General features: G+C 31.8%; 12 protein-coding genes and 1 tRNA gene. 9 read left to right on the plus strand and 4 right to left on the minus strand.

Going from position 1 to position 15969, the window contains the following annotated elements; translation table 11 throughout:
• The first annotated feature begins 42 nt into the window (after window positions 1-42).
• Window positions 43-528 carry a cytidine deaminase gene (locus tag HY951_17780; GenBank protein MBI5541911.1) on the plus strand — a complete coding sequence of 162 codons (486 nt, stop codon included), beginning with the start codon at window positions 43-45 and terminating at the stop codon, window positions 526-528.
• 15 nt (window positions 529-543) lie between these two features.
• Here the strand turns inward: HY951_17780 and HY951_17785 are convergent, their stop codons facing one another.
• Window positions 544-918 carry a hypothetical protein gene (locus HY951_17785; protein MBI5541912.1) on the minus strand — a complete coding sequence of 125 codons (375 nt, stop codon included), beginning with the start codon at window positions 916-918 and terminating at the stop codon, window positions 544-546.
• 45 nt (window positions 919-963) lie between these two features.
• Complete coding sequence (locus tag HY951_17790; GenBank protein MBI5541913.1) at window positions 964-1788, minus strand: alpha/beta hydrolase; 825 nt, start codon at window positions 1786-1788, stop codon at window positions 964-966.
• Between the two features lie 208 nt (window positions 1789-1996).
• Here HY951_17790 and yidC point away from each other — a divergent pair, with 208 nt between their 5' ends.
• The 6 genes from yidC (at window position 1997) to HY951_17820 (ending at window position 9539) form a co-directional block, all read left to right on the plus strand.
• The gene (gene yidC / locus HY951_17795) at window positions 1997-3886 is read left to right on the plus strand and encodes a membrane protein insertase YidC (protein ID MBI5541914.1); all 1890 of its coding nucleotides are present in this window, start codon (window positions 1997-1999) and stop codon (window positions 3884-3886) included.
• Between the two features lie 20 nt (window positions 3887-3906).
• Window positions 3907-4728: an EI24 domain-containing protein gene (locus HY951_17800; protein MBI5541915.1), complete on the plus strand. Its 822-nt coding sequence runs from the start codon at window positions 3907-3909 to the stop codon at window positions 4726-4728.
• Window positions 4729-4736: 8 nt separating this feature from the next.
• Window positions 4737-5480 carry a menaquinone biosynthesis protein gene (locus HY951_17805; GenBank protein ID MBI5541916.1) on the plus strand — a complete coding sequence of 248 codons (744 nt, stop codon included), beginning with the start codon at window positions 4737-4739 and terminating at the stop codon, window positions 5478-5480.
• A 102-nt stretch (window positions 5481-5582) separates the two neighbouring features.
• Window positions 5583-7226 carry a PD40 domain-containing protein gene (locus HY951_17810; protein MBI5541917.1) on the plus strand — a complete coding sequence of 548 codons (1644 nt, stop codon included), beginning with the start codon at window positions 5583-5585 and terminating at the stop codon, window positions 7224-7226.
• Between the two features lie 83 nt (window positions 7227-7309).
• A complete protein-coding gene (locus HY951_17815) occupies window positions 7310-7765 on the plus strand; it encodes a GNAT family N-acetyltransferase (GenBank protein ID MBI5541918.1) in 456 nt (151 codons plus the stop codon).
• A 10-nt stretch (window positions 7766-7775) separates the two neighbouring features.
• Window positions 7776-9539 carry a M20/M25/M40 family metallo-hydrolase gene (locus tag HY951_17820; GenBank protein MBI5541919.1) on the plus strand — a complete coding sequence of 588 codons (1764 nt, stop codon included), beginning with the start codon at window positions 7776-7778 and terminating at the stop codon, window positions 9537-9539.
• Window positions 9540-9703: 164 nt separating this feature from the next.
• On the opposite strand, the gene HY951_17825 is transcribed toward HY951_17820, so the two are convergent.
• A tRNA-Val gene (locus HY951_17825) sits at window positions 9704-9778 on the minus strand.
• Window positions 9779-9975: 197 nt separating this feature from the next.
• Entirely contained in the window at window positions 9976-11265 is a 1290-nt protein-coding gene (locus tag HY951_17830) for a bifunctional folylpolyglutamate synthase/dihydrofolate synthase (GenBank protein MBI5541920.1), read from the minus strand.
• A 157-nt stretch (window positions 11266-11422) separates the two neighbouring features.
• On the opposite strand from HY951_17830, the gene HY951_17835 reads away from it, so the two are divergent.
• Together HY951_17835 and HY951_17840 are read left to right on the plus strand one after the other, a co-directional pair.
• The gene (locus HY951_17835) at window positions 11423-13261 is read left to right on the plus strand and encodes a type IIA DNA topoisomerase subunit B (GenBank protein MBI5541921.1); all 1839 of its coding nucleotides are present in this window, start codon (window positions 11423-11425) and stop codon (window positions 13259-13261) included.
• Window positions 13262-13275: 14 nt separating this feature from the next.
• Window positions 13276-15963 (plus strand): DNA gyrase/topoisomerase IV subunit A, encoded by a 2688-nt coding sequence (locus tag HY951_17840; protein ID MBI5541922.1) that lies wholly within the window; start codon window positions 13276-13278, stop codon window positions 15961-15963.
• Window positions 15964-15969: the final 6 nt, after the last annotated feature.

Raw genomic sequence — 15969 nt, forward strand, 5'->3', positions numbered from 1 at the left:
AAATAATTCATATCTTCGTGCATTAATCAACACTTTTGCAGTGTGAAACAAAAAAAAATTTCTATTTCTTATATAGAATATTCGGGCGAAACAGAACTTCCCGAAAACATTAAAAATTTAGTTATTCAAGCAAAAAAAGCAGCAGGAAATGCATATGCACCATATTCAAAATTTAAAGTTGGAGCTGCAGTTTTACTTGCAAACGGAAAAATAATAACAGGAAATAATCAGGAAAATTCTGCTTATCCATCTGGCTTATGTGCAGAACGAGTTGCATTGTTTTATGCAAATGCACAATTTCCAAAGGTTGCAATTGAAGCAATTGCAGTAGTTGCATATCACAATAACAAAGAACTAAAATCACCAGTTTACCCATGTGGTGCATGCCGTCAGGTTATTTCAGAAAGTCAGGGAAAACAGGAAAGTCCAATAAAATTATACTTTGTAGGTCAAAAATTTATTCATGGCATTGACGATGCTTCGCATATGCTTCCTCTAGAATTTGATAAAGAATCTTTGAATTATTAGAATAAAACTTTCTAATTAAATATTTACGCTATTTACTCCGCTTACCTTTGATATATGGCATTCATCAGCCGATATAACAAAATTTTCATCCACAACAATATTCCCCGATTTTACTCCAATAAACTTAAAATTTTCTTGTTTGTTCTTTATTATTTGCAGGTAATTATCATCAAGTACAGTATATAAATTCTGAAAAACTCCATTTGTAAATCTAATAGTATCGTGAGTTGAGTTTCTTATTGTAAAATAACTATCTAAAGTGCCACCATTAACTTCAATACCAACAGAGGCAAACATCGAAGTGCATGAAACTTCATCATCCTTATGTCTGCATGAAAATACAATTAAAAACAAAACTAATCCAACAGAAAGTTTTATACATCTTTTCATAAAACATTTTCTATTAAATATATGTGCAATTTTATTTAAACTAGGTTATAGCTTTAAAAAGCCTTTTATTTCTGCTAAATACTTTTCTTTATCTACAGAAAGGTTATTATCTCCATTACTATTTTTCACAGTATATGTAGATGAAATTCCACTTCTTATTTTCGCTAATTCCTTAATATCTTTTGGAGTATAAACAAGATCTTTATCACCAACAATAAATAATATTCCACTTAACTGTGCACCCTTACTTTCGAGAGCATATTTAGGTTCACATTCTACTTTATTATAACCTAATGGTACAAGCACATCAAGACTTTTAGCTTCTTTCAGTCTTGTTTTTGCTAATTCAAAAGTTGTATATGGAGAATCGGCAATAATTGTTCCCAGGTTCCGGTTAGCACCTACAGCTATTGATAAACCTGCACCAACACCAACTCCATATAAATGAATTTTCGGAATGCTTGTTTTCTCTTTTTTAAGATAATCTACAACTGCATTTAAATCTTTTTGAAATTGAGAATAAATATAAAAATTAGTTTTAATTTCAAAATCACTACTTGTACCAAACCCTCTGTAATCATATGCTAGAACATGATAACCCAATGATAAAAACACACTCACCTGCTCCATTAGGTCTGACATATTTCCATTTCCGTCATCACTTAAAACCATAATTTTATAAGACGTCTGACTTGATGGGAAATACCAGGCATTAAGCATAATTCCCTCCTCAGATTTTATTTTTATTTCTTCATATTTCATCCCAAAATCTGATGGTTTTACAGAATATGTTCGCACAGGATTTAATGCACTTATATTACTTATTAAAAACAAGTTAAATGCAATTAATAATAAAGAAATCTTTTTCATTGTGTTATTTTTTTATCTTGCTATAAAAGTAAAAAAATGAATAGAATCAAAATAAAAATATTGTCTATAATTATAAACAAAAATATATTTAACTGTTTTACTGAATATAAGAAATCATAAAAATATTAAAAGTTTAGACTTTTAGTTAAAAGTATCATTGAAATTACCACCTTTTTTGTATTTTTGCCCCCTTATAAAAAATGATATAATGAATAAAAATACCATAATTGGGATTATATTAATTGTTGGAATATTTGCAATTTTTGCATTAATTAATCAACCATCTGAAAAAGATCTTGCAGAAGCAGCCAGACAACGTGACTCTGTTGAAAAAGTAATTAACGATTCGCTTAAAGCTGTAGCACTTCAACAATCAACAGCAACAAACAGTGCACCTGTTTTAACTTCAAATGATTCAACAGATGTATTATCTGCAGATTCATTAAAAGAAAAAAAGAATGAAGAACTTTTTGGAAGTTTTAGCAAAGCAGCAGAAGGAAGTCAAAAGTTTTTAACTCTTGAAAACAATAAAATAAAAGTAACCCTATCAACTTTAGGAGGACGACCTTATACTGTTCAGTTAAAAGAATATCAAACATTTGATTCCTTGCCAGTTTTACTTTTTGATGGTGACTCAACAATATTTGGATTAAATTTCTTTTCTCAGAATAAAATAATTTCTACTCAGAATTTATTTTTCTCAGCAATTGCTACAGATACTATTCTAAAAGCGGATAAATCTTCCCAAAAAATTACAATGCGCTTAGATGCTGGTGAAGGTCGTTATCTTGAATATGTTTATGAACTTGCACCAGACTCATATAAAATGAAATTCAGAATCAATACTATTGGTTTTGACAAAATTTTAAATAATAAAAATGACTTGGTATTAAACTGGGATATTTTTGTTCGTCAACAGGAAAAAGGAGCAAAATATGAGAACAATTACACAACAGTTTATTACAAATTTGCTGATGATGAAGTAGATTACCTTTCAGAAACTGCAGATGAAAAAGAAGATTTGCGTACAAAGGTTAAATGGGTGGCTTTTAAACAACAATTTTTTAGTGCAGTATTAGTCTCAAACGATGCTTTCCCAAGTGCAACAGTTTCTTCTACAATGTACACCGGTGTAAAACCAAGAATTTTAAAAGTATTCAGATCAGAAATTGCTATTCCTTTCGAGTCAAAATCAAGCGAATCGCGTGATATGACATTTTATTTTGGTCCAAACCATTTTACTACATTAAAAAAACAAGACATCCCCGACCTTCAAAGTCTTGTACCTCTTGGCTGGGGAATATTTGGATGGATTAATCAATTCGCAGTTATTCCAATTTTTAATTTCTTAGGTGGCTTTATTGGAAGCTACGGATTAATTATTTTGCTTTTAACACTTATAATCAAACTGGTTTTATTACCACTTACATATAAATCATATCTCTCAACCGCTAAAATGAGAGTGCTGAAACCCCAGATTGACGAAATTCATGCAAAAATTCCAAAAGAAAAAACAATGGAACGCCAGCAGGCAACAATGGCTTTGTATAAAAGAGTAGGTGTTAGTCCACTTGGTGGTTGCTTGCCAATGCTTTTACAAATGCCTATTTTGTTTGCAATGTTTAGGTTTTTTCCGGCATCTATAGAACTTCGTCAACAAAGTTTCCTTTGGGCTACAGATCTTTCTTCATATGATTCTATTTTCTCGTGGAGTGGTGACATACCATTATTGTCTAGTTTCTATGGAAATCACATAAGTTTATTTTGTTTGTTAATGACAGCAAGTACCATTATTTACACATATCAACAAAATAAGATGAACCCTGCAAGCACTTCAATGCCGGGAATGAAAGTAATGATGTATTTAATGCCATTAATGTTCCTGTTTATTTTTAACAGCTATGCTTCCGGATTAAGCTATTATTATCTATTAGCTAACTTATTTACTTTTGCTCAGATTTATTTGATTAGAAAATTTGTAAATGAAGAAGCAATACTTGCAAAACTTAACGAGAATAAGAAGAAACCTGTTAAGAAAAGTAAATTTCAGGAGCGCCTTGAGTTAATGGCAAAACAAAGAAATCAAATTAAAAAGTAAACATTATAAAATTTATTAATTTGAATTTACAAATTAATAACAAATTAGAAATTAGTTTCTGGAAAGGTTTTGGCATAGGCTTTAAAACCTTCTTTCAGGCAATTGGTTTTGTTTTTTCTAAAGGACTTTGGTGGGCTTTTATATTCCCCATTATTTTTAATATTTTACTTTTCTGGGGAGGTAAATCACTTGCTGAATTAACAACAGATAAATTAGAAGCATGGCTACTAGGACTAACCCAGCTTGCCGATGCAAGCTCATGGTACACAAGCATTTTAAAAGGTGCAGTAACAGGGTTTGTATGGATTGCTATTAAAATTTTATTTTTCTCAGTATTTACTTATTTAGGCGGATATATTGTTTTAATTTTCATGTCTCCAATTTTTGCATTTTTGTCTGAAAAAACTGAAAAAATCACAACAGGCAAAACATATAGTTTTAGTGGAGAACAATGGATGCGTGATTTAGTAAGAGGTATTTTAATAACATTAAGAAATTTATTTTACGAGATAGCAATAATGCTGCTAATTTTTATTGCATCCTTTATTCCTGTTGTAGGCTGGCTGATTGCTTTACTTAGCACAGTATTGCTCATTTTGGTTTCTGCATATTTTTATGGGTTTTCTTTTATGGATTATTCTATGGAAAGAAAAAAATTAACAATACGCCAAAGTGTTAAATTTGTCCGTCGCCACAAAGGAATTGCAGTTGCTAATGGGTTAATTTTTGCTCTTGCGATGATGATCCCATTTTGCGGTGTGTTAATAAGTCCTTTTATCAGCATTTTCTCAGCTGTTGGTGCAACATTAGCTATTCAGAAAACAGAATTAGCTGAATTATAAATTGTAATATGGTAAGAATTTCGGCTGTATCATATTTGAACACTTTACCATTTATTCATGGCATTGAAAACTCCGGTTTTTTAAAACCAGAAGATTATATTCTGAAACGCGAAATGCCATCCAATTGCGCTTTAACTCTTGAAAAAAATGAGGCTGATTTAGTTTTGGTCCCTGTTGCTGCAATAGCCGGAATTAAAGACATTAATATAATTTCGAATTATTGTATTGGAGCAAATCGCAATGTTTTGTCAGTATTGCTATATTCTCAAAACCCAATTTCTGATATTGAAAATATTTATCTCGATTATCAATCCCGAACATCAGTTACATTAGTAAAAGTTCTTGCCAAAAATTTGTGGAAAAAAGAATTTAACTGGCTTGAAGCTGAACCTGGTTACGAAAATAAAATTAATAGGCAAACAGGTGGAGTAATTATTGGCGACAGAGCACTTGAACTTTTAGATTCATTCAAATACAAAATCGATTTAGCCACTGCATGGAATGACCTTACAGGACTACCTTTTGTATTTGCCTGCTGGGTTAGTAAGTCAAAACTAGATGATAACTTCATAAAAAAATTCAACAATTCACTTGAATGGGGTATTAATAATATAAACCAGATAAATCCTAATAATCCTAACCTGTCAAATGAATTTATACGCAACTACTTCAAAAATAACATTGATTATCATTTCGATGACAAAAAAATCAGCGGGATGAACCTGTTCTTCAAATATATAAAATCACTATAGCTGAGAATTAAACAGATGTTATTAAAATTTTATGATTTTATTTCATTATTAATGTCGCTTTCACTATCTTTCTGCCCTTATAATCCAATTAATTAACTTGCTATGAATAAGAGTATTGTCTCAATTAGTTTAATTCTATCAATTTGTTTATCAGTTGTATTACCAACCTTAGCACAAGACGACGAAAAAGAAAATCTTAAGGTTAAAATGGCTCAGGCATGGCTTCGTTATAACGATGAAGACTACAATGGCGCAATGAGAATCTATCGTGAACTTTTTAAACATTATCCTGAAAATTCTCAATTAAACTACAGAATGGGACAGTGCTATATTGAAACGAATAAAATGGATAGTGCACTTTCACATTTAAATATTGCAACACAAACAGATACAACAATTAAAAATGAAGCATATTTTCTTTCAGGTAAAGCATACCAATATATGGGAGATCTTGATAAAGCAATTGATAATTATTATAAATATAAAAGTAAACTAACACCAAAACAAAATGAACGTGATTTTGTAAATGTTTTATTACAACAATGTTTAACAGCAAAAGATTTAATGTCAAATCCGGTTAATGTAAAAATCACTAATCTTGGAACAAACATTAATACAAAATTTGTTGACGCCTGCCCTTCCATTACTGCCGACTGCAAAACATTGATATTTACATCACGTAGACCTGAAAACACAGGTGGTAAGATTGATCCTTATTCAGAAAATTATTATGATGATATATATATATCAACTTTTGATGAAGCAACAAAAGAATGGACAGTTGCAAAAAATATAGGCTCACCTATTAATACTGATGCCCACGATGCTAATATGAGTATTTCACCCGATGGTAATACAATTTTTATCTATAAAAATTTAGAAAATGTAACAAAGAGCGGTGATATTTATTACTCTACCAGAAAACCAACTGGCGAATGGAGCGAAACTAGGGCATTAGAAGGTAAATATACCAACTCTACATATTTTGAAAGCTCTGCCTGCATTACTCCAGATGGAAATACTATTTTCTTTGTTAGCGAGCGCGAGAAAGAAGGATTTGGTCATGGTGACATTTATTTTGTAAAAAAAGAAGGCAAGGAATGGGGGAAACCAGTAAATATAGGTTCACCTATTAACACCGTGTATGATGAAATTGGAGTTTATATTCATCCTGATGGCAAAACCATCTTCTTTAGTTCAAACGGACATAAAACTATGGGTGGATATGACATTTTTATGAGTGCATTAGGTGATGATGGGAAATGGTCAGAACCTATTAACTTAGGGTACCCTTTAAATACCACAAGAGACGAAATACATTTTGTATTAGCTACAGATCGTAAAACATCATACATCTCAAGTAACCGAGATGACGGATTTGGATTGTATGATATTTTTAAAGTTGACATGTCGTATTATTTCAGATCAAATAAAGATATTCCTGCTAATATTGCAACTGCTATTTCAGGTCCACCACTTTCAATTTTAAAAGGTAAAGTTACCGACGGTGAATCAAACCAACCAATTAAAGCAACTATTATTATAAAAGATATAGTTGATGAAAAAACTAATATAACAGAGTCAGATGAAAACGGCGAATACTTTATTACACTTCCTGCCGATAAAAAATACGAGATCATTGTTAAAACAAAAGGTTATAAAAATCTGAACGTTAAGTTTAAATTACCTAAGGGTGATTCAGATACATATACTATGGTTAAACATTTACTCTTAACAAAAGAATAAAGATATAATTACTAAAATTAAAACGATGTTAATTTAACATCGTTTTTTTTTCAGGTTTTAATAAAATATTGTATTAATCTGAAATGAATAAAAGCAATAATAATTTTTCTGATTTTTTAATAAGAGATTTTACTGAATCAGATTTTGATGTAGTTAATGCTTTATGGGTTGAAACAGGAATTGGTGGTACTCACAGAGGTGATAATTTACAGATAATATTAGCAACAATAAAAAATAATGGTAAATTATTTTTATTGATAGAGAAACAAACAGATAATATAATTGGTACAGCTTGGCTAACAAATGACATGAGAAGAATTTATTTGCATCACTTTTGCATTAAACCCGAATTTCAGAATAAAGGTCTTTCTCATATACTTTGCAATAAATGTGTTTCTTTTGCTAAAGAAAATAATTTGCAGATAAAACTCGAAGTACATAAAAACAATTTAAAAGCAATTGACTTATATAAAAAACATGGATTTAATTTTCTGGGCGATTATGATGTATACATCATAAGGGAATACATTAACATTTAATTTTAAAAAAATGAAAAAAACCATACTCTTTTCCATAACAATGTTCGCAAACACATTGATGATTGCACAAAATAATAATCTATCTACCGAGAACATTAAAAAAAATATATATTATTTAGCCTCTGACGAATTAAAGGGAAGAAAACCAGGAACACCCGAAGACTCAATTACAGCTTCTTTTATCAGATTAAAATTTTTAGAATATGGAGCAACTCCTGTTTTCGATAAAGGATTTCAACGATTCCCGGTTATTACAGATGTAGTTCCTGGAAAAAGGAATATTCTAAAAATTAACAATGTGTCATATAATATTTATCAAGATTACTCTCCAGCTTCTTTTTCATCAAGCGACTCACTTGAAAGTACTGGTGTATTTGCCGGTTATGGTTTCGATATAAATCAGGATTCTTTAAAATGGAAAGATTATGATTCACTCGACATTAAAAATAAATGGGTGTTAATAATTAAGGGAAAACCTGAAGGAAAAGAAAATAAAACAATCTCAGATAACTCAAAAGACAGGACAAAAGTATTAACAGCAAAAGATAAAGGAGCTAAAGGCGTTTTGTTAATTCATGAAAAAACCGAACAAAAAAACCTTCCTACCGGAACATTTGACAAAACCGTTTCTGATGCAGGCATACCTGTATTCTACATTTCATGGAACCTTGCAGAAAAAATCCTAAAAGAAAATAAACTTGATTTAAATTTATTAAAATCAAGTACCATAAAAGAAAAAAAATCTATTTCTACTCCATTACAAACAAAAATAAATGGAATTACAGATATAGTTCAAAAAAAGGCAACAACATACAACATAGTAGCTCAAATAGAAGGAATTGACCCCCTTTTAAAAAACGAGTATATTGTTATTGGAGCTCATTACGACCATCTTGGAATGGGCGGACCAGAATCAGGTTCGCGAATGCCAGATACAATTGCTGTTCATAATGGGGCTGATGATAATGCTTCAGGTGTGGCAGGTATTATGGAACTTGCAAAAGCATTTTCAGCTTCTGCTAACAAATTAAAAAGAACTTTGATTTTTGTAGCATTCAGTGGCGAGGAAATGGGATTACTGGGTTCAAAACAATTTGTAAAAGCACCACCAGTCCCGCTAAAATCAATTAAAGCAATGTTTAACTTTGACATGATAGGAAGAATGAAAACGGAAAATCCTAAACTTTCTATCGGAGGAACAGGAACATCTGCAGAAACTGATAGCATAATTAGTCTTTTTGAAAAAGATTTACCCTTTAAAATTTCAAAATCAACTGAAGGTTATGGCCCTTCTGATCATGCTTCATTCTATAAAAACGACATCCCTGTATTCTTTGTTAATTCAGGCGTTCACGATGATTACCACACACCATTTGATGATGTTGAAAAATTAAATATTGAACAAGAAGCTAATATTCTGAAATTCTCATATAACATTATAAATTGTGTAGCAAATCTTGACAAACCACTTCACTTTAAAGAAGCCGGCAGCAAAGAAGAAAATCCTGTTCGTAGCTATAAAGTAACGCTTGGAATTATTCCTGATGTTGTTGGATCAAGCGAAAATGGTCTTGCTGTGGATGGTGTTAAAAAAGGTAGTCCTGCCGAAGGTGGCGGAATTAAAAAAGGTGATATTATTACTTCAATGAATGGCTTACCTGTAACAAATATTTATGATTACATGACTCGGTTAAATACTTTGACTAAAGGTCAGGTAATAGATGTTGAAGTATTAAGAGACGGGAAAAAAGAAGTTCTTAAAGTTAAATTATAAAAAAACTAAACTTTTCGGTATTCAACTTCGCTAAAATAGATACAATCCGAAAGCTAATATTTGGGGATTAAAAATCCCCTTTTAAATTTCATCAGGATTGCAAGTCCTGATGATCTATATATTGAAACAAAAAAGCACTTCGTTTGAAGTGCTTTTTTGTTTTGTGGGAGCTACAGGATTCGAACCTGTGACCCCCTGGGTGTAAACCAGGTGCTCTGAACCAGCTGAGCTAAGCTCCCAAAAAGGAGTGCAAATATAGTATCATTATTTGAATTTCCAAAACAGAAAAAAAGAAATTAGCAAAAAACATGTAATGATCTGATTGTCATTCTAAACGAAGTGATGAACTTTTTCATCGAAGGTAATCAAGTATAGTATTACGAACCAGATCCTTCGTTCCATTACATTACACTCTGGATGACAATATTGTATTTAATTACAACACCTCTGCAACAACAAACGTACTACCACCAACAAACACAACATCATCTGGTTTTGCAGATTTTTTTGCTTTTGTAAACGCAGCCTGAACTGAAGAAAAACTTTCACCTTTTAAACCAAACTCCAACGCAAGTTTTTTAAGTTCAACAGATTTTAACGCCCTGGGAGAATCTGCATTTGTAAAATAATAAATTGCATCTTTTGGCAACAATTCTAAAATTTTACTAACCTCTTTATCAGCAACCAAGCCAAATACTATATGCAGTTTATCTTTTTTTATTTTTTGAAGTTGGGAAACAATTAATTTTATGCCTCCCTCATTATGACCGATATCACAAATTATCATTGGTTTTTGCGATAAAACCTGCCACCTGCCTTTTAATCCAGTTGTATTAATTACATTTTTAATCCCTCTGTAAATATTTGAATCTGTAATTTGCAAGCCTTTTTCATTTAATTTTTCAATTGCTGCAAGAACTGTAGATACATTTTTTTTCTGGTAATTACCTAATAAAGGAGTTTTTAAACCTTCAAGAAATGGCTTTTTACTTTTCTCTATTCTGAACATTTGCAAATCGTCAACTGTTTGAATAGAATCGTTTACAATATAAATACTATCTGCATATGTCAGTTCTGCATTCAGTTCGTCAGCCCTATCCTCAAATACCAAATTAATTTCATTTTGAAATTCACCTATTATAACCGGAATATTTTGTTTAATAATTCCAGCTTTTTCTGCTGCAATTTTAGCCAGACTATCACCAAGCAAATCAGCATGATCCCAGCTGATATTTGTAATTACCGAAAGTATAGGTTTTATAATATTTGTTGAATCCAACCTTCCCCCTAACCCGGTTTCAATTAAAGCATATTCCACTTCATGTGCACGAAAATGATCAAATGCCATTAAAGTAGTTAACTCAAAAAATGAAGGTTGAATTTTTTCAATAAAACTTTTATTCTTTGTTACAAACTCAGCAACCTCATCTTCTGAAATCATTAACCCGTTAACTTTTATTCTTTCTCTGAAATCTTTAATATGTGGCGATGTAAACAATCCTGTTCTGTAACCCGAATCCTGCAACACAGAAGCAAGCATGTGCGAAACAGAACCCTTACCATTTGTGCCGGCAATATGGATAGCCTTAAAACTTTTATGAGGATTTTTTAAATGTTTGTCTAATGCCAGAGTATTATTCAAATCGGCTTTATATGCCTTTTTACCCACCATATGAAACATTGGTATAGTTGAGTAAATGAATGCTATAGCTTCAGAGTAATTCATATATAAGGTTTAGTAAAATTAATAATTTCATTAATTCATAATTAGCTCAATAAAAATAATAAAGTACACTAATTTGTCATCGGGTGTTAATTACCCTGTTAATAAAGAAATTCCCACATTTCAGACTGAAAAACTATCTTTGCAGAAAAAGCAAGTAATGGTTAATAATTATACCGAAGATAGCATTCAAACCCTCGACTGGCGTGAGCACATTCGCAGAAGGCCCGGAATGTACATCGGGAAGTTAGGCGATGGCTCATCAAGCGATGATGGTATTTATGTGCTAATCAAAGAAGTAATCGATAACTCTATAGACGAGTTTGCAATGGGCAATGGCAGATCAATTGAACTGTCTATTAAAGAAAGTGAAGTAAGAATCAGGGATTTTGGGCGTGGTATTCCAATAGGAAAGCTTATTGATGTGGTTTCTAAAATGAATACAGGTGCAAAATACGATTCAAAAGTCTTTAAAAAATCTGTAGGATTAAACGGTGTTGGTATTAAAGCAGTTAACGCTTTGTCGCAATCTTTTGTAATTAAATCGTTTAGAGATGGTGGTGGTAAAATATGCACATTCGAACAAGGTAATCTTTTAAAGGAACAGGTTTTAAAAACTACCACAGAAGCTAATGGTGTTGAAATTATTTTCACACCAGACGAAGAACTTTTCGGAAACTTCCATTTTATTACAGACTATATTGAAAGCATGGTTAAAAACTATGTTTTTCTAAATAGTGGACTTACATTAAATTACAACGGCACAAAATATATTTCAAAAAACGGATTACTCGATTTGCTGAACGAAAACATGAACAGCGAAGGGCTTTATCCGATTATTCATTTAAAAGGCGAAGATATTGAACTGGCTCTTACACATGACGAAGGTTATAATGATGTTTATTACTCATTTGTAAACGGACAACACACAACACAAGGTGGAACTCACCTTCTTGGCTTTCGTGAGGCAATTGTAAAAACCATTCGTGAGTTTTATAAAAAGGATTTTGATGCTGCAGATATTAGAACATCACTTATTGCAGCCATATCTATAAAAGTAGAGGAACCGGTTTTTGAATCACAAACTAAAACAAAATTAGGTTCAAAAGATATTGGTCCAAATGGTCCAACGGTTCGTAATTTTATTGTGGACTTTGTTAAGGAATCATTGGATAACTATTTACACAAGAACCCAACTACTGCCGAAATTCTTCTTAAAAAGATTCTTGAATCTGAAAAAGAACGTAAAGCAATTTCGGGTATTCAAAAGAAAGCAAGAGAATCTGCTAAAAAAGCAAGTTTACATAACAAAAAACTTCGCGATTGCAGAGTTCATTATAACACTAATCACGAAAGAAAACTAGAATCCACTCTTTTTATAACCGAGGGAGATTCAGCTAGTGGTTCTATTACCAAATCACGTGATGTAAATACTCAGGCTGTATTTAGCTTAAAAGGAAAACCTGAAAACACATACGCAAAAGCAAAAAAAATAGTTTATGAAAATGAAGAATTTAATCTTTTGCAGGCTGCCTTAAACATAGAAGAAGGTATCGATGAACTAAGATACAACAATGTGGTAATTGCTACTGATGCCGACGTTGACGGAATGCATATCAGACTTTTGTTACTAACTTTCTTACTTCAGTTTTTCCCTGACATTATTAAGCATGGACACGTTTATATATTGCAAACTCCGCTATTTAGAGTCAGGAATAAACAAAAAACTATGTATTGTTATAGTGAGACAGAAAGAGCTGCAGCAATTAAAAAATTAGGTGCGAACCCTGAAATAACAAGGTTTAAAGGTTTGGGTGAAATTTCGCCTGATGAGTTTAAACATTTTATTGGAAAAGACATACGCTTAGACCCTGTAAGACTTAGTAAAGATGACCATTTATCGTCAATGCTTTCTTATTATATGGGAAATAACACTCCGGAACGTCAGGATTTTATTATTGACAATCTTAAGGTTGAAGCTGATTTTGTAGAAGAATAATTTTTCATCGAATCATGGCCAAAAAAGAACATATTAACGACGAAAATAAAGAATTGGAAAACAATTCTGAAGACAAACAAACTCCTGAAACGCATATTCATTCGTCAACTGCGGTTCCTGTTACATCTAAAACTACCCGACTTTCGGGTATGTATAAAGACTGGTTTTTAGAATACGCATCTTATGTTATATTGGAACGTGCAGTTCCTCACCTAGACGACGGCTTAAAACCTGTTCAAAGACGTATTCTTCATTCTATGAAACGTATGGATGACGGTCGCTACAATAAAGTAGCTAATGTTATAGGTTTTACAATGCAGTTTCACCCACATGGTGATGCTTCAATTGGTGAAGCTTTGGTACAGTTGGGACAAAAAGATTTATTAATAGACACACAAGGAAACTGGGGAAATATTTTCACAGGTGACAGTGCAGCTGCTCCTCGATATATAGAGGCAAGACTTTCAAAATTCGCAAATGCAGTAGTTTTCAATCCAAAAACCACAGCATGGAAACTTTCATATGATGGTCGTAACAAAGAGCCCATTACACTTCCGGTAAAGTTCCCGCTACTTCTTGCTCAAGGTGTAGAAGGTATTGCAGTTGGTTTAGCTTCAAAGATTTTACCACATAATTTTATCGAATTAATTGATGCATCAATAGCATACCTTAAAAAAGAAGATTTCGAATTATATCCCGATTTTCCTACAGGTGGTATGGCTGATGTTTCCAGATATAATGACGGAATAAGAGGTGGAGCAGTAAAAATTCGTGCTAAAATTAAAAAGATAGACGCAAAAACTTTACTCATTAGCGACTTGCCTTTTGGCTCTAATACCGAAAAATTAATCGACAGCATATTAAAAGCTAACGAAAAAGGTAAAATTAAAATTAAGAAAATTGATGATAACACAGCAGAAAATGTTGAAATTTTAATTTACCTAACACCAGGCACATCACCCGATAAAACTATTGACGCATTATATGCATTTACCGGTTGCGAGATATCTATTTCACCAAATGCATGTATTATTTCTAAAGACAGGCCTCATTTTATTGGGGTTAAAGAAATTTTAAAGGCTTGCACCGACAGAACTCTTGCTTTATTAAAGTTAGAACTTGAAATTAGACTAAGTGAATTAGAAGAAGATTGGCATTTTTCATCACTTGAAAAGATTTTCTTTGAAAATAAACTATATCGTATTTTAGAAAAAGATACAGCTACTTGGGATAAATTAATTGATGCTATCATTGTTGGATTTAAACCATATAAAAAGCTTTTAAAAAGAGCTATAACAATTGAGGATGTAACAAAACTTACAGAGAAACCTGTACGTAAAATCTCAAAGTTTGATATTAAAAAAGCAGATGAGCATATACAATCTGTTGAAGAAGAACTTGAAGAAGTTTCAAATCATTTAAAAAACTTAGTTCTTTATACAATAAACTACTTTAAGCAAATAAAGAAAAATTTTGGTGAAGGAAAAGAACGTAAAACTGAATTAAGAAATTTTGAAAATATACAAGCTACAAAAGTAGTTGTTGCTAACGAAAAATTATATGTAAATCGAGAAGAAGGCTTCTTTGGGACAGGTTTAAAGAAAGATGAATACGTTTGTGACTGTTCAGACATTGATGACATAATTGTATTTATGCGCAATGGCACCTACCAGATCTCAAAAGTTGCCGATAAAGCTTTTGCAGGTAAAGACATTATTCATATTGCTGTTTACCTTAAAGGTGACGAAAGAACAATATACAATGTTGTTTATAAAGATGGTAAAAACGGACCATCATTTATGAAACGTTTTGCTGTAACAGGTGTAACAAGAGATAAAATTTACGATATAACAAAGGGTACTGAAAACAGTAAAATAATGTGGTTTACTGCAAACAGAAACGGTGAAGCCGAAATTGTTAAAGTATTTTTAAAGCCAAAACCAAAATTAAAGAAGTTAATTATTGAACTTAACTTTAGTGAACTGGCAATAAAAGGTCGTAGTTCACTTGGTAACCTTGTTACAAAAAATGATATACATAAAATTCAGTTTAAAGAACAAGGAACTTCTACACTTGGTGGCATTCAGATTTATTTTGACGAAGTTGTAAAAAGATTAAATACTGGTGCTCATGGTAAATTGTTAGGAGAATTCACAGGAAATGACAGGATTCTGACAATAAATAACATATCAGGCACATATAAAATATATTCATACGATCTTGAAAATCATTTTGAGGAAGATCTGGTTTATATTGAAAAATATAACCCTAACAAGGTTTTCACTGCTGTTATTTACGATGGTGAACAACAGTTTTATTATTTAAAACGTTTTCAGGCTGAAGACACTGAAAAATTTGCTTCATTAATCGGAGACCATCCTGAATCAAGATTTGTTACATTTCACTCACATAAGTATCCGTATTTAGAAGTTCGTTATGGAGGAAGACATAAAAACAGACCACCAGAACAAATTGTTGTAGAAGATTTTATCGGAGTTAAAGGATATAAGGCACGCGGTAAACGTATTTCTACTTTTGAGATAGCAGAATTTAAATGGCTTGAACCCTTAAAAGAAGAAGAACCTGAACCAGATGTTGTTCCAACAAATTACACAGATTTGTCAAATAAAACAACTGCTGATGATTTAAATATTGACAATCAAGAACCTGCTAATCCAAAACAAATGACACTAAATCTTTAACCAACT

It is taken from the genome of Bacteroidia bacterium, from assembly GCA_016218155.1.
Taxonomy (GTDB): domain Bacteria; phylum Bacteroidota; class Bacteroidia; order Bacteroidales; family GWA2-32-17; genus GWA2-32-17.

Excerpts from the sequence above, each read along its gene's own strand:
- HY951_17790 (MBI5541913.1), bottom strand. The coding sequence starts at position 1,788 with ATGAAAAAGATTTCTTTATTATTAATTGCATTTAACTTGTTTTTAATA.
- HY951_17785 (MBI5541912.1), bottom strand. The coding sequence starts at position 918 with ATGAAAAGATGTATAAAACTTTCTGTTGGATTAGTTTTGTTTTTAATT.
- HY951_17840 (MBI5541922.1), top strand. The coding sequence starts at position 13,276 with ATGGCCAAAAAAGAACATATTAACGACGAAAATAAAGAATTGGAAAAC.
- HY951_17830 (MBI5541920.1), bottom strand. The coding sequence starts at position 11,265 with ATGAATTACTCTGAAGCTATAGCATTCATTTACTCAACTATACCAATG.
- HY951_17805 (MBI5541916.1), top strand. The coding sequence starts at position 4,737 with ATGGTAAGAATTTCGGCTGTATCATATTTGAACACTTTACCATTTATT.
- HY951_17815 (MBI5541918.1), top strand. The coding sequence starts at position 7,310 with ATGAATAAAAGCAATAATAATTTTTCTGATTTTTTAATAAGAGATTTT.
- HY951_17820 (MBI5541919.1), top strand. The coding sequence starts at position 7,776 with ATGAAAAAAACCATACTCTTTTCCATAACAATGTTCGCAAACACATTG.
- yidC (MBI5541914.1), top strand. The coding sequence starts at position 1,997 with ATGAATAAAAATACCATAATTGGGATTATATTAATTGTTGGAATATTT.
- HY951_17810 (MBI5541917.1), top strand. The coding sequence starts at position 5,583 with ATGAATAAGAGTATTGTCTCAATTAGTTTAATTCTATCAATTTGTTTA.
- HY951_17835 (MBI5541921.1), top strand. The coding sequence starts at position 11,423 with ATGGTTAATAATTATACCGAAGATAGCATTCAAACCCTCGACTGGCGT.